General features: G+C 40.3%; 31 protein-coding genes. 26 read left to right on the top strand and 5 right to left on the bottom strand.

The window, feature by feature from the left end; all coding sequences use genetic code 11:
* Positions 1 to 8: 8 nt before the first annotated feature.
* A complete protein-coding gene (fliD, locus tag ACU696_RS15660) occupies positions 9 to 1,445 on the bottom strand; it encodes a flagellar filament capping protein FliD (RefSeq protein ID WP_123382088.1) in 1,437 nt (478 codons plus the stop codon).
* A gap of 381 nt (positions 1,446 to 1,826) precedes the next feature.
* On the opposite strand from fliD, the gene ACU696_RS15655 reads away from it, so the two are divergent.
* Entirely contained in the window at positions 1,827 to 2,921 is a 1,095-nt protein-coding gene (locus ACU696_RS15655; protein WP_004909974.1) for a FliC/FljB family flagellin, read from the top strand.
* 156 nt (positions 2,922 to 3,077) lie between these two features.
* Here the strand turns inward: ACU696_RS15655 and ACU696_RS15650 are convergent, their stop codons facing one another.
* Positions 3,078 to 4,061 carry a phage integrase gene (locus ACU696_RS15650; protein ID WP_166685293.1) on the bottom strand — a complete coding sequence of 328 codons (984 nt, stop codon included), beginning with the start codon at positions 4,059 to 4,061 and terminating at the stop codon, positions 3,078 to 3,080.
* 66 nt (positions 4,062 to 4,127) lie between these two features.
* The gene (locus ACU696_RS15645) at positions 4,128 to 4,427 is read right to left on the bottom strand and encodes an XRE family transcriptional regulator (RefSeq protein ID WP_166685292.1); all 300 of its coding nucleotides are present in this window, start codon (positions 4,425 to 4,427) and stop codon (positions 4,128 to 4,130) included.
* A 102-nt stretch (positions 4,428 to 4,529) separates the two neighbouring features.
* On the opposite strand from ACU696_RS15645, the gene ACU696_RS15640 reads away from it, so the two are divergent.
* The 12 genes from ACU696_RS15640 to ACU696_RS15585 all read left to right on the top strand — a co-directional run bounded on the left by ACU696_RS15640 (position 4,530) and on the right by ACU696_RS15585 (position 12,082).
* Positions 4,530 to 4,805, top strand: a complete 276-nt coding sequence (locus tag ACU696_RS15640) for a Cox family DNA-binding protein (protein WP_166685291.1) — start codon at positions 4,530 to 4,532, stop codon at positions 4,803 to 4,805.
* Entirely contained in the window at positions 4,802 to 5,026 is a 225-nt protein-coding gene (locus ACU696_RS15635) for a hypothetical protein (protein ID WP_272661076.1), read from the top strand. Before ACU696_RS15640 ends, ACU696_RS15635 begins: the two co-directional genes overlap by 4 nt.
* Positions 5,027 to 5,030: 4 nt before the next feature.
* On the top strand, positions 5,031 to 5,192 hold the full coding sequence (locus ACU696_RS15630; protein ID WP_155405729.1) for a TetR family transcriptional regulator: 162 nt from the start codon (positions 5,031 to 5,033) through the stop codon (positions 5,190 to 5,192).
* A 15-nt stretch (positions 5,193 to 5,207) separates the two neighbouring features.
* Positions 5,208 to 5,483 carry a hypothetical protein gene (locus ACU696_RS15625; RefSeq protein ID WP_447343181.1) on the top strand — a complete coding sequence of 92 codons (276 nt, stop codon included), beginning with the start codon at positions 5,208 to 5,210 and terminating at the stop codon, positions 5,481 to 5,483.
* 51 nt (positions 5,484 to 5,534) lie between these two features.
* Positions 5,535 to 5,954 (top strand): DUF5347 family protein, encoded by a 420-nt coding sequence (locus tag ACU696_RS15620; RefSeq protein ID WP_048606889.1) that lies wholly within the window; start codon positions 5,535 to 5,537, stop codon positions 5,952 to 5,954.
* 68 nt (positions 5,955 to 6,022) lie between these two features.
* Positions 6,023 to 6,283 (top strand): DUF2732 family protein, encoded by a 261-nt coding sequence (locus tag ACU696_RS15615; RefSeq protein WP_254879844.1) that lies wholly within the window; start codon positions 6,023 to 6,025, stop codon positions 6,281 to 6,283.
* Positions 6,276 to 6,497 carry a TraR/DksA family transcriptional regulator gene (locus tag ACU696_RS15610; protein ID WP_125893551.1) on the top strand — a complete coding sequence of 74 codons (222 nt, stop codon included), beginning with the start codon at positions 6,276 to 6,278 and terminating at the stop codon, positions 6,495 to 6,497. The genes ACU696_RS15615 and ACU696_RS15610 overlap by 8 nt, the downstream gene beginning before the upstream one ends.
* 2 nt (positions 6,498 to 6,499) lie before the next feature.
* On the top strand, positions 6,500 to 6,796 hold the full coding sequence (locus tag ACU696_RS15605) for a DUF3850 domain-containing protein (protein ID WP_272661077.1): 297 nt from the start codon (positions 6,500 to 6,502) through the stop codon (positions 6,794 to 6,796).
* Positions 6,789 to 7,610, top strand: a complete 822-nt coding sequence (locus ACU696_RS15600) for a DNA adenine methylase (protein WP_447343180.1) — start codon at positions 6,789 to 6,791, stop codon at positions 7,608 to 7,610. Before ACU696_RS15605 ends, ACU696_RS15600 begins: the two co-directional genes overlap by 8 nt.
* On the top strand, positions 7,610 to 7,933 hold the full coding sequence (locus ACU696_RS15595; protein ID WP_094961855.1) for a DUF5405 family protein: 324 nt from the start codon (positions 7,610 to 7,612) through the stop codon (positions 7,931 to 7,933). The genes ACU696_RS15600 and ACU696_RS15595 overlap by 1 nt, the downstream gene beginning before the upstream one ends.
* Positions 7,926 to 10,007 (top strand): replication endonuclease, encoded by a 2,082-nt coding sequence (locus ACU696_RS15590; RefSeq protein ID WP_447343179.1) that lies wholly within the window; start codon positions 7,926 to 7,928, stop codon positions 10,005 to 10,007. The genes ACU696_RS15595 and ACU696_RS15590 overlap by 8 nt, the downstream gene beginning before the upstream one ends.
* A 95-nt stretch (positions 10,008 to 10,102) precedes the next feature.
* Complete coding sequence (locus ACU696_RS15585) at positions 10,103 to 12,082, top strand: NACHT domain-containing protein (RefSeq protein WP_447343178.1); 1,980 nt, start codon at positions 10,103 to 10,105, stop codon at positions 12,080 to 12,082.
* A 469-nt stretch (positions 12,083 to 12,551) separates the two neighbouring features.
* On the opposite strand, the gene ACU696_RS15580 is transcribed toward ACU696_RS15585, so the two are convergent.
* Entirely contained in the window at positions 12,552 to 13,589 is a 1,038-nt protein-coding gene (locus ACU696_RS15580) for a phage portal protein (RefSeq protein WP_112308399.1), read from the bottom strand.
* The gene (locus ACU696_RS15575; protein WP_117161992.1) at positions 13,589 to 15,346 is read right to left on the bottom strand and encodes a terminase ATPase subunit family protein; all 1,758 of its coding nucleotides are present in this window, start codon (positions 15,344 to 15,346) and stop codon (positions 13,589 to 13,591) included. Before ACU696_RS15575 ends, ACU696_RS15580 begins: the two co-directional genes overlap by 1 nt.
* A 158-nt stretch (positions 15,347 to 15,504) precedes the next feature.
* Here ACU696_RS15575 and ACU696_RS15570 point away from each other — a divergent pair, with 158 nt between their 5' ends.
* The 13 genes from ACU696_RS15570 (at position 15,505) to ACU696_RS15510 (ending at position 22,666) form a co-directional block, all read left to right on the top strand.
* On the top strand, positions 15,505 to 16,332 hold the full coding sequence (locus ACU696_RS15570) for a GPO family capsid scaffolding protein (RefSeq protein WP_447343177.1): 828 nt from the start codon (positions 15,505 to 15,507) through the stop codon (positions 16,330 to 16,332).
* Between the two features lie 12 nt (positions 16,333 to 16,344).
* The gene (locus tag ACU696_RS15565) at positions 16,345 to 17,439 is read left to right on the top strand and encodes a phage major capsid protein, P2 family (protein ID WP_210783229.1); all 1,095 of its coding nucleotides are present in this window, start codon (positions 16,345 to 16,347) and stop codon (positions 17,437 to 17,439) included.
* Positions 17,440 to 17,442: 3 nt separating this feature from the next.
* Positions 17,443 to 18,099: a phage terminase small subunit gene (gpM, locus tag ACU696_RS15560; RefSeq protein WP_265524186.1), complete on the top strand. Its 657-nt coding sequence runs from the start codon at positions 17,443 to 17,445 to the stop codon at positions 18,097 to 18,099.
* An 88-nt stretch (positions 18,100 to 18,187) separates the two neighbouring features.
* Positions 18,188 to 18,664 (top strand): head completion/stabilization protein, encoded by a 477-nt coding sequence (locus ACU696_RS15555; protein ID WP_272578468.1) that lies wholly within the window; start codon positions 18,188 to 18,190, stop codon positions 18,662 to 18,664.
* Complete coding sequence (locus ACU696_RS15550) at positions 18,661 to 18,864, top strand: tail protein X (RefSeq protein WP_272519809.1); 204 nt, start codon at positions 18,661 to 18,663, stop codon at positions 18,862 to 18,864. The genes ACU696_RS15555 and ACU696_RS15550 overlap by 4 nt, the downstream gene beginning before the upstream one ends.
* Before the next feature lie 3 nt (positions 18,865 to 18,867).
* Entirely contained in the window at positions 18,868 to 19,173 is a 306-nt protein-coding gene (locus ACU696_RS15545; RefSeq protein ID WP_048606846.1) for a phage holin family protein, read from the top strand.
* Positions 19,166 to 19,609 carry a structural protein gene (locus ACU696_RS15540; protein WP_369098645.1) on the top strand — a complete coding sequence of 148 codons (444 nt, stop codon included), beginning with the start codon at positions 19,166 to 19,168 and terminating at the stop codon, positions 19,607 to 19,609. The genes ACU696_RS15545 and ACU696_RS15540 overlap by 8 nt, the downstream gene beginning before the upstream one ends.
* A gap of 33 nt (positions 19,610 to 19,642) precedes the next feature.
* Positions 19,643 to 20,203, top strand: a complete 561-nt coding sequence (locus ACU696_RS15535) for a DUF2570 domain-containing protein (RefSeq protein ID WP_369098646.1) — start codon at positions 19,643 to 19,645, stop codon at positions 20,201 to 20,203.
* Positions 20,187 to 20,615 (top strand): phage tail protein, encoded by a 429-nt coding sequence (locus ACU696_RS15530; protein WP_369098647.1) that lies wholly within the window; start codon positions 20,187 to 20,189, stop codon positions 20,613 to 20,615. The genes ACU696_RS15535 and ACU696_RS15530 overlap by 17 nt, the downstream gene beginning before the upstream one ends.
* On the top strand, positions 20,612 to 21,229 hold the full coding sequence (locus ACU696_RS15525) for a phage virion morphogenesis protein (protein ID WP_102140828.1): 618 nt from the start codon (positions 20,612 to 20,614) through the stop codon (positions 21,227 to 21,229). The genes ACU696_RS15530 and ACU696_RS15525 overlap by 4 nt, the downstream gene beginning before the upstream one ends.
* Before the next feature lie 88 nt (positions 21,230 to 21,317).
* Positions 21,318 to 21,701 (top strand): hypothetical protein, encoded by a 384-nt coding sequence (locus tag ACU696_RS15520; RefSeq protein WP_180312220.1) that lies wholly within the window; start codon positions 21,318 to 21,320, stop codon positions 21,699 to 21,701.
* Positions 21,702 to 21,704: 3 nt separating this feature from the next.
* The gene (locus ACU696_RS15515; protein ID WP_369098648.1) at positions 21,705 to 22,328 is read left to right on the top strand and encodes a phage baseplate assembly protein V; all 624 of its coding nucleotides are present in this window, start codon (positions 21,705 to 21,707) and stop codon (positions 22,326 to 22,328) included.
* Positions 22,325 to 22,666: a GPW/gp25 family protein gene (locus tag ACU696_RS15510; protein ID WP_036962053.1), complete on the top strand. Its 342-nt coding sequence runs from the start codon at positions 22,325 to 22,327 to the stop codon at positions 22,664 to 22,666. The genes ACU696_RS15515 and ACU696_RS15510 overlap by 4 nt, the downstream gene beginning before the upstream one ends.
* Positions 22,667 to 22,668 lie beyond the last annotated feature (2 nt).

Here is a 22,668-nt window from a genome sequence, read left to right as displayed (position 1 = left end):
TAAAAGTGTTAGCCTAATAATCGGCCTAAAGAATTCGTAGTGCTATTGAGTGAGCTCATCATTTTATCGAGGTTTTGGAATTGACGACGGTACATGTCCATGGTGTTTTCGATTTGTTTATTGGTCTGCTCAATACGTTTATCTAAACTTTTCTTTTTCTTTTGGATACCATCGGTGGCGTTGTGTAGTGAACCATCTTTTGTATCTAAAGTACCCTTTAAAAAGTTAAAGTTTTCAGTCCCAAAACCGGTTTCTTTGCCGTCACCTGCAAAAAATACTTTGACGCTTGATGGGTTTTCTTTAAGCGCTTTATCCAGAACCTTATTGTCAATTTCTAAGGTTCCATCTGTTTTCTGTTTGATCCCCATTTTATTCAGCGTGTCGATTTCACCACTATTTTGTGGAGCACGGACTTGAGTACGCATCGTACTTTGAATAACTCGTAACGTGGAATCTCCAATGAGCGGGCCGTTGGTTTTATTAGGAGTTGTTCCACTTTCATTTGGTGTGTATTTTGTCAGTTCTTTCGCTAACGTTTGGAATTCATTATAGGCATCTACCCATGCTTTAATTTTATCTTTAGCGGGCTCGATATCTTCAGAAACCATTAAATGGTCAGCTTTATTGTCTTCGCTTTCTTTTTTTAGTGTCAGTGTTAAACCAGGGAACAAATCTTTGGCTTCATTGGTTTGCGACTCAAGTTCGAATCCATCAATAGTTAACTGTGCATTTTGAGGGGCAACCTTTTGCTCCATACCGCTAGTTTTCTCATCTTTGATGATAATTTTTCCGTCTTTATCAACATCAGATTCCACATTTAGTATTTTAGCCAGTTCATCGTCACCCTCCACATTAATGCTAATGCGGTTGTCAGTACCTTCTTTTTTTGAGGTTACGACAAGGTGGTATTGATTATCTCGGTCTTTAATAACAGATGCGGTAACACCTTTATCTGTTTTATTAATTGCATCAGCGAGCTCGATTAAAGATGTACTTTGGTCATCAAGTTTAATAACAATCTTATCTTTTTCTTCTTTTTGTGAAGGCTGAGTGATCGTGATGGTACGTTCTTTAGCATTACTGCCTAAGAGTTGCTTGTTGTCAGAATGGCCTTTAGTGGCGATAGTTTGTGCTTTAGCAAGTTGCGTCACTAACACATCGTGCACACCGGCGACTGCTTTACCATCGGTTTTTACGTCAAAGGCTTTATATTCACCAGTGACTTTGGTGGTACTGATATCGCCGTATTTTTTTAAGTCCTCAGCGGCTTTTTTCAGTTTTTCTAATGATGATTGCATTTTGCCATAGGCGCTAATTTGCGCGTCATAGCTGGCTTTCTGTGTGGTTAATGGGTCAAGGCGGCGACGCTCCATTGCCTCAATTTGGTCCATTTGCACATTTAAATCTAAGTTTGCCCCGATACCGAGAGTGGATATTCCTGCCATATTTTCTCCTACGCTATGTCTGTGACATAAAACCTGTAATAAAATCCATTTAGAGTCTTATCGGCAAAACGGAGCAAAATTTTAGACTATTCTGAAAAAGAGTGATGGCGGGAGCTGATAAGAGAAAAGTAGTTAATTATCGCTATTGAAATTAAATAATAAGAAAGTTAATAAAGATAAATGAGTGTGTTAAAAACGAAAGTGTTAAAAAATAATGGCATTAAAAGCGGGCGGTAAAGCCATTTCTAACCTTATAGATAAAAATTTTCATCAAAAAGCCTAAAGGGGACTTTTTTGTAGCCGATAACCTAGTTGCTGACGAAATTCATCAAGTTAAGCATTTTGGCTTAACGCATTAATTTGAATAATAAGGATCACATCATGGCACAAGTTATCAACACTAACATTCTGTCTCTGACAACTCAGAACAACTTAAACCGTTCACAAGGCGTATTAGGTTCTGCAATTGAGCGTTTATCTTCTGGCTCACGTATCAACAGCGCTAAAGACGATGCGGCAGGCCAAGCGATTGCTAACCGTTTTACTTCAAACGTTAAAGGTTTAACTCAGGCAGCTCGTAACGCTAACGATGGTATCTCTATCGCACAAACCACTGAAGGTGCATTGAACGAAATCAATGATAACTTACAACGTATTCGTGAGTTAACGGTTCAAGCGAAAAATGGCACTAACTCTAATTCAGATATCACTTCGATTCAGAATGAGGTTGATGAACGTTTAAAAGAAATCGATCGTATCTCTAAAGAAACGCAGTTTAACGGTGTTAAAGTTCTGAGTGGTGAAAAAACAGATATGAGTATCCAAGTGGGTACTAATGATAATGAAGTTATCAATTTTAAATTAGATAAAATTGATACTAAAGTTTTAGAAGTTGAAAAAGAAAAATTATTTGATGCGAAAGTTGCGGGCACAGCTACTTCTAAAGGTGACGCAATAGATGCAACAGTTGCTGATGCTGCGATTACAGGTGCAACTGGCTTCGGTGCGGGTATCACAGCGGTCACTAAATATCAAGAAGATGGTGCAGACGTTGCAAACAAATTTGTTGTAACGAAAGATGATGGTACCGAAGTGGTTGCGACATTAAAAGTAGGTACCGGGGCAGATGCTAATAAAGCAGTTATCGATGCTGAAGAGGGTGAATTTAAAGCTACTGACGGTAAAGCTGGGTTAGAAGTTAAAGCTGATGCTCTGAAAACTTTAGATGACGCAATTAATAAAGTTGATGAAAGCCGTTCTAAATTAGGTGCGATCCAAAACCGTTTCCAATCTACCATCAACAACCTGAACAACTCTGTTAACAACCTGAGTGCAGCACGTAGCCGTATTCAAGATGCTGACTTCGCAACAGAAGTTTCTAACATGAGCCGTGGTCAAATTCTGCAACAAGCAGGTACTGCTGTGTTGGCACAAGCTAACCAAGTTCCACAAGGTGTTTTAAGCCTGTTACGTTAATTCGTGATTGGTTGATGATATTGAAGGCCAGCATTGCTGGCCTTTTTCATGCCTTTAAAATCAATATATCCAATGAAAACAATATAGTAAACATATGGATAACAGCGCCTAAAAACGCCAAAGCACGCTATAGTGTGGTCAACGTGTGGACATTTTTTACATTACTGTTTTTCCTTTTAGTGGATTATATGAGATGGCATCTTGTAAAAAATCAGGAGCAAAATGAGCATAGGTTAAGGTTTGCATTAATGAACCATGACCTAATATTTTTTGAAGCGTAATAATGCTACCCCCGTTCATCATAAAGTGGGTTGCAAACGTATGTCTTAAAGAATGTACCGCTTGTCCTTTAGGTAATGAGGGTTTGGCTTCTTTTAGTAATTGGCGAAATAAAGAATATTTAACACCAGAAAATAGCAGTCCTTTTTTATTTTTACATATAAGGTCTGCAACTTCTGACGATATAGGCACAATCCTCGCTTTACCTGTTTTGGTATAAGTAAACCGAACCTTATTTTCAATTACATGCTCTCTTTTTAATTTCATTGCCTCTCCCCATCTAGCTCCAGTACTTAAACATAGAACTGCTATGTTGTAGTTGTCACCTGATAGCTTGGATAAAAATAATTTAATATCTTCATTAGTTAGATAAGACATTTCGGGCACTTGTTCTTTCAGTCCCTGAAAACCAGCTAATGGGTGATTACCATGATAAAGATTAGTTTTGATAAGATCTGAATATATCCCCCTTAACGCTGTTATTTCCCTATTGACCGTTGATGCTTTAATTCCTTTTGCTTGTCTTATTTCCGCGTAGATATTAACTCGACCTATGGTCACCTGAGATGAAATCGGATCTGATAATCCATCGCAAACTCGCTCTGCTTTTTTTCGCTGATTAATGCCATGTACAGCGTTTTTGCCAAACAGATCCCACCATTGTGATATCAGCTCGCTTAACTTTCTTTTATCGGCTAGTTTTGGCTTCCAAGCTTTTTCAGAGTAATTTGCTAAGGTGTAACGCTCAAAAGCAATAGCTTCATGTTTTTTATTAAACTTCCTTCTGATCCGCTTTCCATTGCGGCCAGTAGGTCTAATGTCCACTTCATATCGACCATCTTCGAGTTTCTTAATTGACATAAGAAATCCCTCCAATGGCTGAAAGACTTAGCGAATCAATAAACTCGCAAAAATCTTGATGTATTGTTAACCAGTTTTCTTTTCTGAACGGGATGAGGTTGTTGTTTCTTGCCCATTGTGTGCGAGAGCCGGTGCGATTTGACCAGCTTCGGGATCGGTCTCATCAAACATGAACCAATCTCTATATTTTCTAAATCGTGGGTGTTTAAACAGCTTTATACCAGCCTCCATTGGCATCTTAGCTTTATCAGTTTCATATCCATGATATGAGGTGTAATTAATCTCTGTTATATCAGATACTTCCCTCTTTGTTAGCTGCTCTGAGTTACGGATTAGCTTTAATTTTCCACCTTGACTTATTGACATTGTTTCGATATCTCCATATTATTTCGATAAATAGAAATCACCCAGCATCGCAACTAGGCGCAAAAGAGCGCCAAAGGGCGCCCATGAATAAGAGGTTATCAGATGTCGAAAGAAATCGAAATTCCTAATACTGCTTCAGAGTTTGTTACTGAGACAAAATTTGCCGGCTATATCGGTAAAACACCCAAAGCTGTGTCTGATATGCGTAAGGATGGGAAATTGCCTTATGTAGAAGTTAAGCACCCAGATAATTCCCGCGGTGAGTATTACATCGACGTAACCGATTGGAATAAAGGCTTACGTATGGCGCGTGAAAAAATGCCAAAAGAGCTACGCGACGGCTGGTTAATCTGGTTGGGATTAGGTGAACCTCAATGATTAATCAATTAATCCAGATATCAACTCACAGTTTTAAATATCGTGGCTTTCTAATCGTTAAGTTACCGGCTAAAGCTGTGAATCCAGTAACCCGCTATCATGTCCAACGAAATGATGATTCATACGGTTTATTTGATTCAATGAGTGATGCAAAAAAATATATAGATTCATTATTTGTAATTATCGATGAATTGCCATTCTCTCCACTAATAAAGGGTTAATAAAATGACTCAATTACAATTTCAGCAACACAAACATAAATTAACGAGTTCATCATTTAATGAACATAAACGAAATAAAAAACGCCAATTATCGTTAATGGATAAAATTTTAATGATTGGCGGTATTTTATTCTTTTTATATTTATTCTCGGCAGCTATTAAATAATAGTGAGGGTTAAAAATGAAAATCAAAATAGAAATGTCAGAACCAAAAGAATTTAATAAAACAAAAACTGCATGCTCTGATGAATTTAGTGTTATTAAAAGACTACGTGCATTATCAGCAGCAAAGCATGATATTAAGCAAGATATTATATCCGTCATGAATAAAGCCATAGTTACCTATGGTTTAAGTCCTCTAGATGTTGATTTTATTATCTGTGAGTTAAGTAGTGACGTAAGAGAGGCTTGTGCTGAAATGCATTGGGAACAAGAGGTAAAGGTATACATTGCATGAGTGATATTCCAATGGATGATAACATCCCATTTTAGGGGGTTGATATAGAACATGGGAACTACGGCAATTGAGTTAGTTAAAACAAAAAAGCTTATTGAATCACTCGATAATGTGAAAACTGATGATGTGCCAGTAAAGAATGTAATAACTAGGCACTACGAAAATCACGGTGACAGCTTAGAATATCGCGTGAATGAGTTGAATAAAGCTGCTCAATTAAGGACAACCGTTTTTCATTCAAATAAAGAATGTCCAGATAATAAAGAGCTTTCCGGATTTATTGAGTATCTAAGATTAAGTGATGAGAGAATGCTTAATATGATTCTTTATTTAGCCGAAATTAATAGTGATAAACATCATTTAGGTTTTGAAGAATTTAATAAAGAGGAAATGCAATCAATTATTTCAGCAATAAATCAAATTAAAGCACTTACGGCGCTATTCCCTAAACATATCGCCATGCCTATTTAAGGTAAATAAACAAATTAATGACGTTAGCGCGTCAGGGATTCCTACATTCTAAATTTGAGGATTGGATAATGAAAAATAAAGAGATAAAGCCAATTTTGATAGGTGTTGATACTGCAACTGGTAAGCACGATTACTCCGCTGTCGCTATCAGTATTACAGCAATTCGCGAAGATGAACGCAAAACCATGTATGACAAATTTTCATCTCGCCTTGATGCCCTTGCATGCAAGTTAATCAATGAAAAATTAAATGACGAACAAATTCACCAGTTATTAGTTGGTGAATCTGAGCATTACTCAAACCTAGCTGCGGAACTGGATCATGTCTAAAGAAATTGACCTCGCTAGCGAGAACGAAATGCTTATACGTGAACAGCAAATAAAAACCATTACTAATCGCCTAGTCAGTGTTTCAGCTTTCGAATGTGAAGATTGTGGCAAGCCGATTCCAGAAGAACGCCGCATCGCATCACAGGGCTGCATCCGCTGTATTGACTGCCAAACTATTTTTGAGCTTAAAAGTAAACATTATCGGAGCGTGTGACGATGAAAAGAAAACATGAGCTCAAGCTAGCCCCTCATTACTTTCAGCTCGTTCAAGATGGTTTGAAAACAGCAGAGTTTCGCCGTGCCGATAGGGATTTTCAGGTTGGTGATGAACTGTTTTTACGTGAATTCAATTCAATCAATAAGCCTTATGCCAGTTACACCGGCAATGCTATTTCATGTCTCATCACTGACATCACAAAAATTAATGAGGTTTACCCAGAGTTAAGGGCATTACCTCCTTTTGTGATGATTTCATTTTCAGTTATTCGAATTGAGGATAATTATCGTGGCTAAATCAAATAAAACTATCCTCAAGTGGGCTGGCTCTAAAGTTCGTATCATGGAGCAATTACGCCCACACTTACCAAAAGCAAAACGGTTAGTTGAGCCGTTTGCTGGTTCATGCGCTGTGATGATGAACACGGACTATGAGCAGTATTTAATTGCGGATGCTAATCCTGATTTAATTAACCTATATCTCATGGCTCAGTCATTGCCTGTGCAGTTTATGCCAAATGCTGAATATTATTTTCAGACATTTAATCAAGTAAAAAGCTATTACGACATAAGAAACAAATTTAACACAACTAAGAAACACATGACTCCAGAAGGAATGGCTGTCAATTTTTTGTATTTAAATAGGCACTGTTACAACGGACTTTGCAGATATAGCGAAAAAACAGGTTTTAATGTTCCTTTTGGTAATTACAAAAAACCGTATTTTCCAAAGGAAGAAATAATAACCTTTGCTGTTAAATTTCAGGATGCCATCATCACTTGCCTTGAATGGCAAGATACACTTTCATTAGTTGAATATAGTGACGGTATCTATTGTGATCCGCCATACATGGGCGGGAGCGATAGCTTCACTCAATATCATACAGCCGGCTTTACCTATGCTGACCATGAAGCGTTAGCGATTGCATTAAAAGATATTAATGATAGCCAAGGCAATCCGATCACCGTTTCTAATTCCCCGCAAGCTAAAACACTTTACGCTGACCTTGGTTTTACTATTCATGAAATAGAAGCACCACGCACAATCGCTGCAAGTGGTTGTCGTAAGCCCGCAAAAGAAATTATCGCTGTTTTAGAGGGGGTTAAGTAATGATGCTTGATCCAATCAATGGCGTCTACATTAGCGGCACACGCTTTGCTATTCAGAGACATGTTGATACAGAAAATAATAAAATTATCTGGCGCTTGCTGTCATATAACCGTCGTAATCGTTGTTATAGCCTCGTTTGCTGTCATTCTGATCCGTGGATGCTGGCAATTGATTTAGTTTCTTATCATGTTCAAAACGTTAAGGGGCGAGGTATTAAAACATTAGATGTTTATCGTGAAGCGGTAGATATCATTTCTCGCCGGTGTGAAACTGCTATTAATCTTTTAAGACCTGAAACATTAGGCGGGGCGCTTAATGTCTAAGGTATTAGATTTCACCACGTTACCGCTGACTTATACCGCGGATATGGTATTTCCTTATCCGTGGAATAAGCCAAAAGATAATGATTACTATAAATCTGATATAGAAAGACCGCTTACCCGTGAACAAATTGTTCAGGGGCAAGCGATTTTAAGTGATATTCAAACCTTGCCACGCGTTCTGCGCTATCGCTATCAAAAACACTATGACAATTTATTAAAAGAAAGTGGCCTACGTAAAGCCTACGACTTTTTATATTACCGTTTCCATCAGCAGATATGGCAAAGATTGCTAGTTATCAATGCACGTTATGAAATTGAAACAAAAGCATTATTAACAATTTCAACTCGTTTATCGCCTGATGTTAGCCAATATAACCGGTTGTTTGATTTGAATGATAAATCGGTGAAAAAGTTGGCTGAAATTATTGCTATCGGTTTCTCTAATTTGTATGAAATCTATTGCGATAAGTTTACAGAACAGAATAACGGTGATCGTGAAGTTATCTATCAAGATTCAGTACAAACAGAAATTTACGGGCGTTTGGCTGAGTTGGTGAAAGGGTTACATGTTGCACCGCTTCATTATAAAGCTTACCGCCGAGTTTTGAAAAATCGTAAGAAAGGCAAAGGTAAACAAAATCTAGAAATTCGAAAAGTGATCGCGACTGTACAGCGCTTGGTTAATGCGGATTTTTGGTGCCGAAAGTTAAAAGCCCACCGCACTCAATGGCTAGAAGCCTTAATGATTGCCAATATGGATGTTTGTCAAAATCGCAATCCATATGCAAGTAAACAAGCTATTCGCGCAGTGCAAGCGCAGCGTTTGTCTAATATGCAATACCTACAAGGCATGGATATTCAGGATGTTGAAACCGGTGAACGCTTTGATCTGTTCGATAAAGTTATGGCGAGTGTTTCAAATCCTGAAATTCGCCGCATGGAACTTATGGCTCAAATGGCGGGGATTGAACGCGTAGCGAAAGAACGTGGTGATATTGGAATGTTTATTACTATGACTTGCCCGTCAAAATATCACCCAACAAAGCTACGTAAACGCAAAAAAGACGTGATCGCAGTACTTAACAGCAAATGGAAAAATGAGGCCTACACACCAAAGGACGGTCAACAGTACTTAGTCAAAGTTTGGTCGCGTATTCGTTCGGCATTTAATGACAATAACATTAATGTTTATGGTGTTCGGGTTGTCGAACCGCATCATGACGGTACACCACATTGGCACATGCTACTTTTTGTTGATAAGGCAAGTAGGGCTGATGCCATTGATATTATGCGCAAGCGTGCATTAAAAGAAGATGGTGACGAGGCTGGCGCACATAAATACCGTTTTGAATGTAAACACATGAACCGCGGTGGTGCAGTAGGCTATATCGCAAAATATATCGCTAAAAATATCGACGGTTACGCCCTTGATGGTGAGATAGACCACGAAACCGGTAAAGATTTAAAAAGTATGGCGGCGGCTGTTACTGCGTGGGCTTCAACTTGGCGTATACCACAATTTCATTTCTATAAACTCCCATCAAAAGGCGCTTATCGAGAGTGCCGTCGTTCTTGTTTGCGTGGCGTTTCTATTGCTGATCAGCTTGGTGAAGTTGCAGAGCGCGTGCGCGCGGCTGCAGATAGCGGTGATTTCTTTGAATATGTTATGTCACAAGGTGGCCCATGTATTCGCCGGAGTGAAGAAACGATACGCGTTGCTCGTGAGATCAGTGATGTAAATGTTTACGGCGAAGATGTTCAGAAAGTTGTTGGTATCTACAACCAATTAAAAGCCGGTACTCCAGTCATTAAAACGCGTGACAGAAAGTATCAAATCGTTAAGAAAAGCGCCGTTGACGTTGACCTTAATCTTTTAAGAAGCGACAGCGGAGCGCCTCGGAGTCCTGTCAATAACTGTAGATCGCGGATCACATCCAATCTATCAGATGTGCAATTTTACGAGCCTGAGCACGGCTCAGGTGAAGTATGCAACATTAAGGAATACGGTTTCGCATTTGTGGAAAAGAATGCTGGAGAATGTAGCCTAGTACAAATTTTATATGATAGTCGATAATTTTAAGTCAAATATTTTAATGGCTAACATATTGATGTTTTATAGTATAGATTGGTACTATCGTATAATAAATATTATTCGGGAGTTATAGTGTCATGGTTATAGAAAATTTAGCAATCGGATTGATTGGTAAGGCTGCTGATAAAGTTACCGAGAAGGTTACTGGTGAGTTTGCGGAATTAATGGTAAATATTCTTAAAGATAAATGGAACCATAAGTCAAAAAAAGGGAATAGATTAATAAAAGAAATTAAAGATAATAACAGTATCTATAATAATTTCATAAAATGTCATATAATGGAAAATTTGTATTTCAAAACTATTGATGGTAAACAAAAAAACATTTTCATTGAGGATGTTTTTATCGAGTCAGATATTAAAGATGAAGACGGGGAATTAAATTCAATTATCGATATACTACATGAGAGCAATGGAAATATAATATGTTTAGAAGGAATAGCCGGCCAAGGGAAAAGCACGCTATTAAGAAAAATTTTAATCGAGTGTATTAGATTTAAATTTAAATTACCAATATTCATAGAGTTAAGAAAAATAGAAAAAGAAAGTAGTATTATAGATGAAATTGTTAATGTTTTAAAAATAGCAGGATTAAATGCAGATAAAGAAGGTGTGGAATCAGCTTTATCTAGTGGCCGTCTTCTTTTGTTACTAGATGGATTTGATGAAATTGAATCAACATTTAGTAAAAGTATATTTAATGAACTAGAATATTTAAAATTAAACATTAAAACTCCGATTATTTTAACATCAAGACCTGACACTCCAATTTGTAATAGTCCCATGGTCAAAAATATGAAGCTAAAAAACCTCTCAGAAACTCAAGTATTAGAAATAATAAAGAAGAGAATGAGTGAAGATGATTTTAAAAAATCAAATATTGCATTGAAAAACAATCCAAGACTAATGAAGTCATTAATTACACCTATTCTTGTATCCTTATTTTGTGCAAGTTACCCAGAAACAGATTACATTCCTGTTACTGCCAGCGATTATTACGGTCGTATATTCCATATATTATATGAGGGACATGACAAAAAAAAATCATACTATGATCGAGAGAAAAAATTTAATATACAAACAGATGATGCGTTTAAAGTATTTACTGCATTCTCTTTCCTTTGTTTCTCTTTAGCTAAACTATCATTTGATAAAGGGTTAGCCATAGAAAATATTAGTAAATCACTGACTAAAATTGGAGTTTCATCTACTAACTTAGAGCAAAATAACTTCCTTGATGATTTAATTAGAATCACTGGATTAATAAAAAATGATGGACACAATAGATATACATTTATACATAGAAGTATATTAGAATATCATACAGCCATATATATATTGGAATCAGATGAAAAAAAGAAAAAATATCAAGATTTTATATTAAAAAAATTATTGTTATCTCAAGAAAGATATATTTCTGTAACAGAATTTCTTTTTGAAAAAGATAAAGAATCCACTATTAAAAATATTGCGATCCCATTACTTGAAAGTATAGGACTAACGGATAACAACAATGATATTTTAAAAATAAAAGAAAACCTAATAAACATTTCCATTCCAGAAGCAAGGATAGCAGTCTTACTACATAAAGAAATAAAAGAAAAAGAAAAAGTCATAGGTAAGAACTCCGTTTCTCAAACAACAAAAGGATTTTATTTAGTAAAATTACAAAATTTAAATGACATCTCTAACTCAATTAATATATTTATTGATAATAAAAAGGAAAAATTAAATCCACTTCCTACAACAATTCAGCATACAATTTTTGAACAAGAAGGTGTAAAATCTAAAGTAATTGAAGAGACTTTTTCTAGCAGTGAGGATGTAAAATCTAAAGAAATTGAAAAAACTATTTCTAGTAGTAAAGGGTTTGAAGACATATTTCTTGATGAAAAAAATTCATTATCAATGATTGATTTAATTGACAGATTTAATCTAAGGGATGTTGTTTACAAAGATTTAGACCCTACAGTAACAAAAATAGTTAATTGTTATACAACACTCAGTCATTTGTTAAATGTCATGAATTCTCAAGATACTGACTTTGATTGGGAATAGATAAAACTTTCGCTAAATAATCATAGGTAAGAAATTCCGCAATTTTCCGCCTAAATCTGCAAGTTATAAAAAGGATCGTTATCCACGTAAAGCGCCACCACTGGCGCGGTTCTAACGATCTCTTGCAGGTGCATGAAAACCGACCTATTTAGTGGGCAGGCGTGGCGGGGCTACGATTGCGCGGCGAGGTGTTTATTGTTAAATATCCGTCCGCAAAATCTCCGAGCCGTCACAGCGTTAAAATCAAATTTATATAACTAGATAGCAATTATTTTTGCACGCTTTGTGGTGGCGTGTGGTGCGTTTAAATCGCTATTTGATGGAAGAAATTTATTGCGGATTCGTCTTGGTGAGCTAGGTTTGGTATAATACAATGGGGTCTTATTATTATTTAGGGCGTCGAGATCACCTACTTGCAGGCAGAAAAATACCGCCTCAGTGGGCGGTATCATTGAATTAACTAGTAATATTATTCGTCGTCTAAGTCCAGCGAGTACTTATCAAACTTTATAATCTCCCCACCAAACCAATCATTCAATTGCATCATCTTACTTTGTAACGGCATCAACTCATTGCGCACAAATACTTTTGCCGCTTTCTCAACATCACCAAAGCCGCCCACATTTTCAGGAATGATCCCCATGATTTGTGGTGGCACGCGGTGTGCCGCTAACATATCGTCACGACTTACATTTTTAATATTAAGGAATTCATCTTTTGCGGCAGCTTCGGAAAGCGGAATAGTTTGGATGCCGTCTTTCTTTCCCCCTGGTGCGTACAAAAATAAATTGCGAAAGTTCCCTGGTCCTTTACTGCTTTTGAGTGCTTCACGAATTTTATCAACATCATCGGTTTTTTGTGCTGCATCACTGATATACAAGATATAACCGGCATGCGAGCCATTGAGATAATATTTACGGCGAAATAGTGTTGCCGATTCATTGAGCAGTACGGAGGGGATCGCCGCAAGATATTCCGGCAAGCCGTATAACTCTTGGTTAATATCCGGCTCAATCAAGTGAAACACTTTACCCGTTTGAAATTCATACGGTTTAATATCGTAGCCATATTGCACAAACCAGTAAGTTTCTAAGTCAACACCGCGGCGGGTAAACTTAGCCGGCGAATGTTTAAAATTCAGCGACTGCCCCAGACGGTTATTTCGTTCTTCAAGATACCCATTACCAAACAGTAAAAAATCTAATGCCCAACTATCAAACGTCTGACGACTTAAATATTTATTAGGAATAAAGGTACTGGTGAGAATATTACGTTTTACATAAATTGCGCTGCTATGGTGTGGGGCTGCGCGGAACGTGCGCGCAAGGCCATTAAAACTAATTGGCGGCTCATAGTAATTATCAATTTGCACACATTCCAAATAATCAAAAATTTCACGCTTATCAAGTACGGGGATTGGATCACCGAAAGTGAATGCTTCCATTGATGCGCTGTCGGTTTTTTGCGCCAGTGTTTGTGATTGGCGTTTTTTATTTTTACGGCTCATTAAAAGACCTCGACGATATTATGTTGATTGTGATTTTCACCGGTGATCGGTTCGTTATAAAGGGCGTGCATGGTTGCCCATGCTAAATCTGCGTGGCTGGCTTCTTCGCTGCGGTCAGCTTCATAAGTTGGGCGGTTACCACTGGCGGTAGTGGCACGGCGAATGGCCATAAAAGATTGCGTGATATCATTACTACCCGCGTCATATTCCAACCGGTCATGGCTAATCACGTCATAAGCTTTAAGCACCAATGCATTTTTTAAGGCAGGGTTATAGACAAATTCTTTTGCAGCAGGGAAAAATTCCCGCACATTTTGCAGGACACCATGGCCAATACCTGTGGAATCAATCCCGATGTATTGCACGTTGTAACGCTCGGTGAGTTCTTTTATCGCGTCCGATTGCGCGCGAAAATCCATGCCACGCCATTGATGATGCTCAAGTATGCGAAACTTACCGCCTTTGTGTAGCGGTGGCGCAATCACCACACAACCCGCACTATCTCCGTTTTGAGTACCTTTCGCGGGGTCATAACCAATCCAAACAGGGTGATAAGCATAGGGACGTATCATTAACGGCTGAACGTCGTCCCATATTTCCCAACTGTCCACCATGCATTTTTGCATTAACTGCAAATTAAAGATGGATGCAATATCATCGACAAACTCACACATCAGCAAGTTTTCGAATTCATCAGGGCTATATTCTAAATAGAGTTGATCAATATCGAATAAATTACACCCGCCCCGCATGGCATCTTCAATCGTGACAATTTGCCGCCACTGACCATCCCCACACATCATGCCATTCACTAACGCTTGATGGCTGATATCGACCTCAACGTGATCGGCCTTACGACGACCACGATTAAAGAGCTTTCCAGACCAGAACGGATACGCGCTGTGTGTTAATGCGGATGGGGTCGAAAAGTAGGTTTGACGCCATTTTTTGTGCATGGCCATACCGGAGGCGACTTTGCGTAATTCTTGGAATTTGGGTATCCAGAAATACTCATCAAGATACAAATTACCGTGGTAACTCTGCGCGGTACGGGCATTGGTGCCAAGAAAATACAGTGTTGCGCCATTAGGCAAAACTATCGGATCACCTTTTAAGTCAACATCAACCTCTCGCGCCATATCAATAATGTAGCCTTTAAATACGTGCGCTTGGGCTTTACTCGCCGATAAAAATATTTGGTTTCGACCGGTAATGAGTGCATCCATAAAGGCTTCACGAGCGAAAAAGTAAGTTGCCCCGATTTGGCGTGATTTTAAGATGTTGCGAATTCGGTGCTTATGGCCGGCTCCGTACCATGCTTTCTGGTACTCAAACATATTTTCACGAAAGATTTCTTCCAGCTTTTCAATCTGCTCTTCGCTGAATAAATTCTTCTCAGGGGCGCGGCGTTCACCTTTATTGCGATTGGCCAGTTTCGGGTTCAAATCAACCTCATTGCCGCCGTTTTGGTACTTGTGAATTTTGGCATGCCGCTCTACTTGGCGATAAAGTAAGTCGATTTCTTTAAAGTCTTTCCCCTCTTTATTTTCTTTACTCAATAGCGTACAAAGTCGCATCTCCAGCGTCATTTCCACGCGATCAATGGGGGTGATTTCATCCCACTTATCGCGGCGTTTCCAACTGTGAATTGTCGCGGCCTTTTCCTTGAGAGCCTCGGCAATACGCGCGATGCGATACCCACTAAAATACATGTGCATGGCGCGTTTTCTTGGGTCAAAATCGTGTAATGTTTTCATGTCGCCAGATTACTGGCTCAGACGACCAATCGCCCCGAGCTGCCGTTGTGCCATTTCCCACACAATGGCAAAGCATTGTTTCTTAGCCCCCATCCCTGAAAACATAGGCTCATCAATTTTTTATCTACGCATTAAATTTAATTGCCGGAGCCTGAGCAATGACAAAAAAATCTAAACCGGTGCGCCTTTGTGTTGAGGGAGCCACAACCGACGGGCGCAAAGTACAACGCCAATGGTTGACGGAAATCGCCAAAAATTACGATAAAAATGTTTATGGTGCCCGCATCAATATGGAGCATTGGAATTATTCTTTTATGCCGCGCTTCGGTGATGTTGAGTCGGTCTATACCGAGGAAATCAGCGAGGGAGCATTAGCAGGCAAGTTAGCACTATATGGCGTGTTAACCCCAACACCTGAGTTGGTCGAAATGAATAAAAAACGTCAGAAAGTTTACACGTCTGTTGAAATCAATCCAAATTTCTCTGATATGAACGGTGCTTACTTGGTGGGCGTAGCTGTCACGGATAACCCTGCCAGCCTTGGCACGAGCATGTTGGAATTTAGCGCGGGTGCAGATAAAGCCGCGACTTTCTCAGAACGCAAGCAAGATAAAGATAACGTCTTTACGGCGGCGGAAGAAACGGTGATTGAATTTACCGAAGAAGAAAACAAACCAGAAAAACCCAGCTTGAAAGATCGCATCATGGCGAAATTCAGTCGCGAACGTCAGCGCAATGATGTTGAACTCAATGACATTCACCAAGCGGTAGAGCTTTGCGCGGAAGAGCAAACCGAAACTGCACAAAAGCTGACTCGACTTGAAACACAAGTCAAAGCGTTATCGGGTATCAAAAAAGAAAATGAAACCCTGCGCAGTGAGCTGGACCAACTCAAAAAAGATTTGAGCCAGCAAGATAATCAGCAACACCGCCCCACGTCTTTTGGTGGCAATACAACCAACACTGAAAACCTGACTGATTGCTAAACGGGAAAAACAATGAGAAAAGAAACAAAAGTTAAATTTAACGGTTACATGACCCGTCTAGGTGAGATTTACGGTGTTCAGCCACACGAATTCACAGATTCAAAAGTGGAAATTGAGCCTTCGGCAGCCCAAAAACTGGAAAGCAAAATTCAGTTAAGCGCCGTCTTTCTGACCAAAATTAATATTGTGCCTGTCAAAGACCAAGTGGGCGAAAAAATCGGCCTCGGCATTGGCTCAACGGTTGCCGGCACGACGGACACCACCAAACAAGACCGCGAACCGACTGACCCAACTCAATTGGCCAAACAAGGGTATCACTGCCGCCAAACGAATTTCGATACCGCTATTCGTTATGAAAAACTGGACATGTGGGCGATGTTTGAAGATTTCCAGCGCCGCATACGTGATGCCATTATTCAGCGTCAAGCTCTTGACCGCATTATGATTGGCTTTAACGGGACACATCGTGCTGCAACTTCAAACCGTGAAGTCAACAAGCTACTACAGGACGTAAATGTTGGTTGGTTACATAAAATTCGCCTTGAAGCCCCTGAACATGTTTTAGGTTCTTCAACCGATAAAGACACCAACCAAATCACCCCTGAGCCTATCAAAGTGGGTAAAGGTGAAGAGTATGAAAACCTTGATGCACTGGTTATGCAAGCCGTCGACCACGCCATTTCCGAAGTCTATGCCGATGATACCGATTTAGTGGTTATCTGTGGTCGCTCATTATTAGCCGATAAATATTTCCCAATCGTCAATCGTGATCAAGCCAATACCGAGGCGTTAGCTGCGGATGTGATTATCAGCCAAAAACGCCTCGGTGGATTGCCGGCGGTACGTGTTCCCTATTTCCCGAAAAATGGAATGCTTATCACACGATTAGATAATTTATCTATCTACTGGCAAATCGAATCACGCCGCCGTCAAGTGGTGGACAATGCAAAACGTGACCGTATCGAAAACTACGAATCAGTGAATGAAGATTACATTGTTGAAGATTACGACTGTGTGGCGTTGATTGAAAACATTGAGCTGACGTCTGGAAAACCGGCGGAGCCTACTGAGCCGGACGAAGTAAAAGACGCGCCAACCGGAGAATAATCTGTGAATCCGTGGGAACGAAAACGCATGCAGGTTGAAGCCAAGAACGTCAGCGCCTATGGCGTTCTTGCTGACCCCTCGGCAGCAACACAAGTCAAATTGATGTTGCGCCAACACATGCGTGATTTAGGTAAAACCCAATCATTTGAACGTAAAGCCGCGTACAAACGTAAAGCCTTACCGCTATACGAAACGTGGATCACTGAAACATTAAAAGGCAATTCAGGCGTTCAAGATGATGTTTTGATGTACCTCATGTTGTGGAGTTTTGACGCGGGTTTGTACGCGCAAGGGCTAGATATTGCGGAGTATGCATTAAAACACAAGCTCGCCATGCCGTCAGGCCAATCTCGCACAACCGGTTGTGCTATTGCCGAAGAAATGGGAGATAGAGCCAAAGAAGCCTATACCGCAAAAAATCCCATTCCATTGGATATCTTGCAGCGCACTATGGCATTAATTGAGCATGAAGATATGCCCGATAAAGTCCGCGCCGAGCTACATAAATGGCTCGGTTACAGCTTGCGCGATAATGATTTTCCGCAACCGGCTTTATGTGAATTAATGCGTGCTCTTGAGCTTAATGAACGCTGCGGTGTTAAGCAGGATATTAAGAATATTGAAAAGTTTTTGTCAGCAAAAAACAGGGCTGATGAATAAAGAACGTGCCAACGCGCAAGGCGGCGCGAGATAAGAAATTTATTTTTCGGACTCTCGCCCACCGCCTACCTATTTTTAAGGTGACCTTATGGATTTTGTTTCACCCGAACCCGCTAACGAAAAAGACGAAATGATCACCAGTGGTGATTTTTGGCCTGCGATTAATACCCGTGCATTTCGGGAATCAATGCGAGTTGACGGTACGGTCACCCAAGGTCGATTAATTGAAGCCTTAAAAAACGCCATCATTGAAACCAACCGTGAATTATCCCGCTTTCAACAGCAAGAAATCCACTTGGGCTATACAACGTTAGACGCGGTTCCGGCCAGCAAAATTACCCATGGGGAGATTGACGTATCGGAATTAGTGATCCTTTATCGCCGTGCCGTATTCAGCGCGGCAAAAGCAAACTTAATCGAACGTTACCGCGATATTGATACAACCCCCAACGGTAATAAAAAAGCTGATGCCTTAGAGACGAATATTGATGATTTACAGCGTGATGCTATCTGGGCAATTCAGCGCATCAAGGGTACGACACACAATATTGTTGAATTGATATGAAAACCAGAGCGATAAAAGGTGACACCGTAGACGCGATATGTTGGCGATTTTACGGCCGAACGACAGGCATGACCGAGGCTGTTTTGTTAGCGAATCCCAATCTTGCCGAACATGGCGCGGTGCTACCTGCGGGGCTATTGATTGAGTTACCTGAAATTACCGAAGAGCCGGTACAGCCACTTATACAGCTATGGGATTGATACATGTTTGATAAAGATCCGAACAGTTTCGGTATCGCACAGTGGTTATTAATGCTCTTCATTTCAATGTGGGGAGGTGTTGTGAGATACATCATTGACGTTAAAACGAATAATGCCCCGTGGAGCTGGTTTGCGGCTTTTATGCAAATGGTTGTTTCTGGCTTCACAGGGTTACTCGGTGGGCTACTCTGCATAGAGTACAACCAAAGCCAATACATTACGCTGTTTGCAACTGGCGTTTGTGGGGCTATGGGGAGTGTCGCCCTCACTTATTTTTGGTCACGCTTTACAGGGGGAAAACATGTCTAACGTACCACGCGGCATACGCAACAATAATCCGGGCAATATTGATTATAACCCGAAAAATTCATGGCGAGGGGAGCTGGCCTTTGACCCTAGCATTGAGCCCCGTCATAGCCGTTTTGAGAAACCTGAATACGGTATTCGCGCTTTATTCAAGCTTTTGCGGACCTATTCAACCTACGCGGGAAAACAAGGGGTTGGCTGCGGCAAAATTGATACGGTGGAAGAAATTATTGAACGTTGGGCACCGGCAAAAGACCGCAATAATACAGAGGGTTATATTAATCGTGTCTGTAAAGAAACGGGCTTTGGTCGTCGTGATTGCCTTGATGTTTATGACAAAGAAACGGCATTCAAAATCGCTAAAGCGATAGTCCATGTTGAAAATGGTCAGCAGCCATACAGTGATGAACTGTTTGAAAAAGCGTGGGCGATGTTGTGATGTTTGAACCCAATAATGCGAGACGAAAAGCTTATGTTTAATATGAAAAAATGGGTAATCGCTTTCGTATTATTCCTTGCCGCCGGTGTCATATTCGCCGGCTGGCAAGGTCTCAAAAAAATAGACCGGCTCAATGAACGAGTCGGCATACTCACGGCAGAAAACCAACAACTCGCGTTAGACGTTGATAAAAAATCCGCGCTGATCACTGACCAATCTTTAAGTTTTCACCGTGCGAATCAAATCGCGGGTGATGCCTATCGCCGCGGCATTATTCAACGTGCCGCCGCCGAGGAAAGAAAAATTGAATATAGAACCATTCTTAAAAACGAGCCAACGTGTGATCTGCCTGTGCCTGAGTATCTTGCTGATCGGGTGCTCAACAACGCCTACCGTATCCGTGCAAGCGCAATGCGTTCCCATTCCGAAAACACTAACCCAGCAAGTACCACCGCCTCTACCGGACGGGTTCTAACTTATTGCGATTTGGCTTTGATGGTTGACCCTTTACTTGCGGCCTTAGAAACGGTCAATATTCAGCTTGGTGCAATTGAGCAATTTGATGAGGAACGGAACCGTGAAAAAACTCATTAACTTACGGGAATATTTAGACCGCAAAATTCCATTTCTCAAAGATAATCCTGAAAATTTATACTTGTTTGTTGAAAACGGGCGGATTATTTCCACGTTAGAAGAAACGCCCAGTTTTGAATATGAATACACCGCTAATATTATTATTGAGCGCTATAGTGGTGACCAAAATGTCTTAATTGCGGTAGTCAATGATTGGCTAAGAAAAAATCAATCCGATATTTCAACGAACCCCGCAAAGCGGCAACAAGATTTTAGATTTGAGGCGGTGATTTTAGATAACAAAACCGCCCACATCAGTATTGATTTAAATCTCACCGAGCGTGTATTAGCGATTGATAAAGACGGTAAATATGTGATTGAGGCTACCCCTGAGCCGGATAACCCGTTTAATGAATGGCCAACGACACGATGAATGATGATACTTTGCGTCAACTTGACAGTGAATTAACGCATTTATTAAATCGCATGTCGCAAGGCCAGCGCCGGCAGCTCGCCAAAGAAATCACTCGCGATTTACGCCGTTCTCAAATTAAGCGCATTTCACAACAAAAAAATCCGGATGGCAGCCCATACACCAAACGCAAAGCGAATTTCATCACGGTACAACGTGAAATCCAATTTATGTGGCATGGACAAAAACGTACCTTACGGAACTGGCGAGGTAATAGCAAAACAATCACTGGGCAAGATGCGAATAAAAAAGCGCAGCGCTCATTTCGTAAATCAGATATTCAGCGCTATATCAGTATCAAGAAAGATAAAATCAGTACAGAGCGCAAAACCAAGCAAACCCGCATGTTTAAAAAACTGGCCACCGCACGTTTTTTACGCGCCTATAATAGCGATAAAGAAGCTGTCATTTATTTTTTACCTTCCGCAGCAAATATTGCCGGTGTACACCAGTTTGGTTTAACAGAGCGTATTGGCAATACAAAAATCACCTATCCCTCTCGCCAGTTATTAGGGCTCACACCGCAAGAAATCAGGCATATTGAAAGTCAGATTATTGATTTCCTCTCACGATAATGTGTATCACAGACTGCACAAAAGGCAGTAGCTGCAATCAATACACTATCAATGGCACGCTTAAGAAAATCATTTTTTTGAGGTTGCCATGCGCAAATACATTCCGCTAATTCCTACTCTATTTATCATTATTTACTCACTGGTTATCTTTTTTGATACGGGCGTAGGTAACTATATTTCTGTGGTGATCATCAATACGTACATTTCACTTCACGGCTTTAAATTATTTTTTACTCTCACGCCTTTTTTATCCAATAAAGATTATGAATATACCTTTGAGGGCTTCGAAAAGCTTCTCATACCGCTTGATGAATGGATTTATCGAACGGTGATTTTATTGACAGCGATCGGTGTGATTATCCTATTCATAACAAGTCAGTGGGTTGTCGTGCCATTCTTTGTATTTTGGTGTTTTTGGCAGGGGTTGGCTCGCGGTGTGCTTTTGTCGGCAGTCAAGGCAGCGAGTAAATAAACTATGTATGCCGAGATTCGTCGCCTAATCAAAAACCTGATCCGCACTGGCACTGTGACTAATGTTGATGCACAAAAAGGGTGTCGTGTTAAAACTGGTGAGCTAGAAACCGACTGGCTAAATTGGATCACCTTGCGTGCTGGTAATACTCGCACCATGAATGCACCTAGCGTGGGTGAGCAAGTTCTTATCCTTGCTTTAGGCGGCGAACTTACCACGGCATTTGTGCTAACCGGTATCTTTTCCAATGAACATGCCGAGCCGACCAGTTCACTCACAGCAGACCACCGAACCTATTCAGATGGGGCAATCATTGAATATGAACCCGCCACTGGTGCATTAATCGCAACAGGAATTAAAACGGCCACGATTGACGCCAGCGAACAAATTAATGCCACAACAAATGTGGTTATCATCAATGCAAGTAAACAAATTAATCTCACCACACCAACAGTGATTTGTTCGGAAAATCTGACTTGTGCCACGCTCAATGTGACTAAGGGCGGCGAAATGACGGGTAATTTTACACACACCGGCGGCGCGATTAAATCCAATGGTATTACGTTGCATGATCATACTCATGGCGGTGTACGTAGCGGCGGAGAATCCACAGGAAAACCCCAATGAGATATTGCGGTATGAGTCGAGAAAATGGAAAGTGCCTTTCCGATATTGAGCATATACGTCAATCCGTGCGCGATATCTTGATCACGCCTATTGGCTCACGCATCGCACGGCGAAATTATGGTTCGCTATTATCAGAACTTATCGACCAGCCACAAAATCCCGCGCTGAAATTGCAGTTAATGTCAGCGTGCTACACCGCATTGTTGAAATGGGAGCCACGCATTTTATTAACTCGCATTAGCCTAAATAGCACTGAGGCTGCGCAGATGATTGTGGATATTGAAGCCACAAACCAAGACACCAATCAGTCACTTAATTTTTCGGTCAATGTGAGGTAACC

Source organism: Providencia sp. PROV_01 (assembly GCF_053098325.1).
This window is presented reverse-complemented; position numbering and strand designations above follow the sequence as displayed.

What these genes read in the sequence shown, in the direction of transcription:
- fliD (WP_123382088.1), bottom strand. Translation starts at nt 1,445, where the DNA reads ATGGCAGGAATATCCACTCTCGGTATCGGGGCAAACTTAGATTTAAAT.
- ACU696_RS15655 (WP_004909974.1), top strand. Translation starts at nt 1,827, where the DNA reads ATGGCACAAGTTATCAACACTAACATTCTGTCTCTGACAACTCAGAAC.
- ACU696_RS15650 (WP_166685293.1), bottom strand. Translation starts at nt 4,061, where the DNA reads ATGTCAATTAAGAAACTCGAAGATGGTCGATATGAAGTGGACATTAGA.
- ACU696_RS15645 (WP_166685292.1), bottom strand. Translation starts at nt 4,427, where the DNA reads ATGTCAATAAGTCAAGGTGGAAAATTAAAGCTAATCCGTAACTCAGAG.
- ACU696_RS15640 (WP_166685291.1), top strand. Translation starts at nt 4,530, where the DNA reads ATGTCGAAAGAAATCGAAATTCCTAATACTGCTTCAGAGTTTGTTACT.
- ACU696_RS15635 (WP_272661076.1), top strand. Translation starts at nt 4,802, where the DNA reads ATGATTAATCAATTAATCCAGATATCAACTCACAGTTTTAAATATCGT.
- ACU696_RS15630 (WP_155405729.1), top strand. Translation starts at nt 5,031, where the DNA reads ATGACTCAATTACAATTTCAGCAACACAAACATAAATTAACGAGTTCA.
- ACU696_RS15625 (WP_447343181.1), top strand. Translation starts at nt 5,208, where the DNA reads ATGAAAATCAAAATAGAAATGTCAGAACCAAAAGAATTTAATAAAACA.
- ACU696_RS15620 (WP_048606889.1), top strand. Translation starts at nt 5,535, where the DNA reads ATGGGAACTACGGCAATTGAGTTAGTTAAAACAAAAAAGCTTATTGAA.
- ACU696_RS15615 (WP_254879844.1), top strand. Translation starts at nt 6,023, where the DNA reads ATGAAAAATAAAGAGATAAAGCCAATTTTGATAGGTGTTGATACTGCA.
- ACU696_RS15610 (WP_125893551.1), top strand. Translation starts at nt 6,276, where the DNA reads ATGTCTAAAGAAATTGACCTCGCTAGCGAGAACGAAATGCTTATACGT.
- ACU696_RS15605 (WP_272661077.1), top strand. Translation starts at nt 6,500, where the DNA reads ATGAAAAGAAAACATGAGCTCAAGCTAGCCCCTCATTACTTTCAGCTC.
- ACU696_RS15595 (WP_094961855.1), top strand. Translation starts at nt 7,610, where the DNA reads ATGATGCTTGATCCAATCAATGGCGTCTACATTAGCGGCACACGCTTT.
- ACU696_RS15590 (WP_447343179.1), top strand. Translation starts at nt 7,926, where the DNA reads ATGTCTAAGGTATTAGATTTCACCACGTTACCGCTGACTTATACCGCG.
- ACU696_RS15585 (WP_447343178.1), top strand. Translation starts at nt 10,103, where the DNA reads ATGGTTATAGAAAATTTAGCAATCGGATTGATTGGTAAGGCTGCTGAT.
- ACU696_RS15580 (WP_112308399.1), bottom strand. Translation starts at nt 13,589, where the DNA reads ATGAGCCGTAAAAATAAAAAACGCCAATCACAAACACTGGCGCAAAAA.
- ACU696_RS15575 (WP_117161992.1), bottom strand. Translation starts at nt 15,346, where the DNA reads ATGAAAACATTACACGATTTTGACCCAAGAAAACGCGCCATGCACATG.
- ACU696_RS15570 (WP_447343177.1), top strand. Translation starts at nt 15,505, where the DNA reads ATGACAAAAAAATCTAAACCGGTGCGCCTTTGTGTTGAGGGAGCCACA.
- ACU696_RS15565 (WP_210783229.1), top strand. Translation starts at nt 16,345, where the DNA reads ATGAGAAAAGAAACAAAAGTTAAATTTAACGGTTACATGACCCGTCTA.
- ACU696_RS15555 (WP_272578468.1), top strand. Translation starts at nt 18,188, where the DNA reads ATGGATTTTGTTTCACCCGAACCCGCTAACGAAAAAGACGAAATGATC.
- ACU696_RS15550 (WP_272519809.1), top strand. Translation starts at nt 18,661, where the DNA reads ATGAAAACCAGAGCGATAAAAGGTGACACCGTAGACGCGATATGTTGG.
- ACU696_RS15545 (WP_048606846.1), top strand. Translation starts at nt 18,868, where the DNA reads ATGTTTGATAAAGATCCGAACAGTTTCGGTATCGCACAGTGGTTATTA.
- ACU696_RS15540 (WP_369098645.1), top strand. Translation starts at nt 19,166, where the DNA reads ATGTCTAACGTACCACGCGGCATACGCAACAATAATCCGGGCAATATT.
- ACU696_RS15535 (WP_369098646.1), top strand. Translation starts at nt 19,643, where the DNA reads ATGTTTAATATGAAAAAATGGGTAATCGCTTTCGTATTATTCCTTGCC.
- ACU696_RS15525 (WP_102140828.1), top strand. Translation starts at nt 20,612, where the DNA reads ATGAATGATGATACTTTGCGTCAACTTGACAGTGAATTAACGCATTTA.
- ACU696_RS15520 (WP_180312220.1), top strand. Translation starts at nt 21,318, where the DNA reads ATGCGCAAATACATTCCGCTAATTCCTACTCTATTTATCATTATTTAC.
- ACU696_RS15515 (WP_369098648.1), top strand. Translation starts at nt 21,705, where the DNA reads ATGTATGCCGAGATTCGTCGCCTAATCAAAAACCTGATCCGCACTGGC.
- ACU696_RS15510 (WP_036962053.1), top strand. Translation starts at nt 22,325, where the DNA reads ATGAGATATTGCGGTATGAGTCGAGAAAATGGAAAGTGCCTTTCCGAT.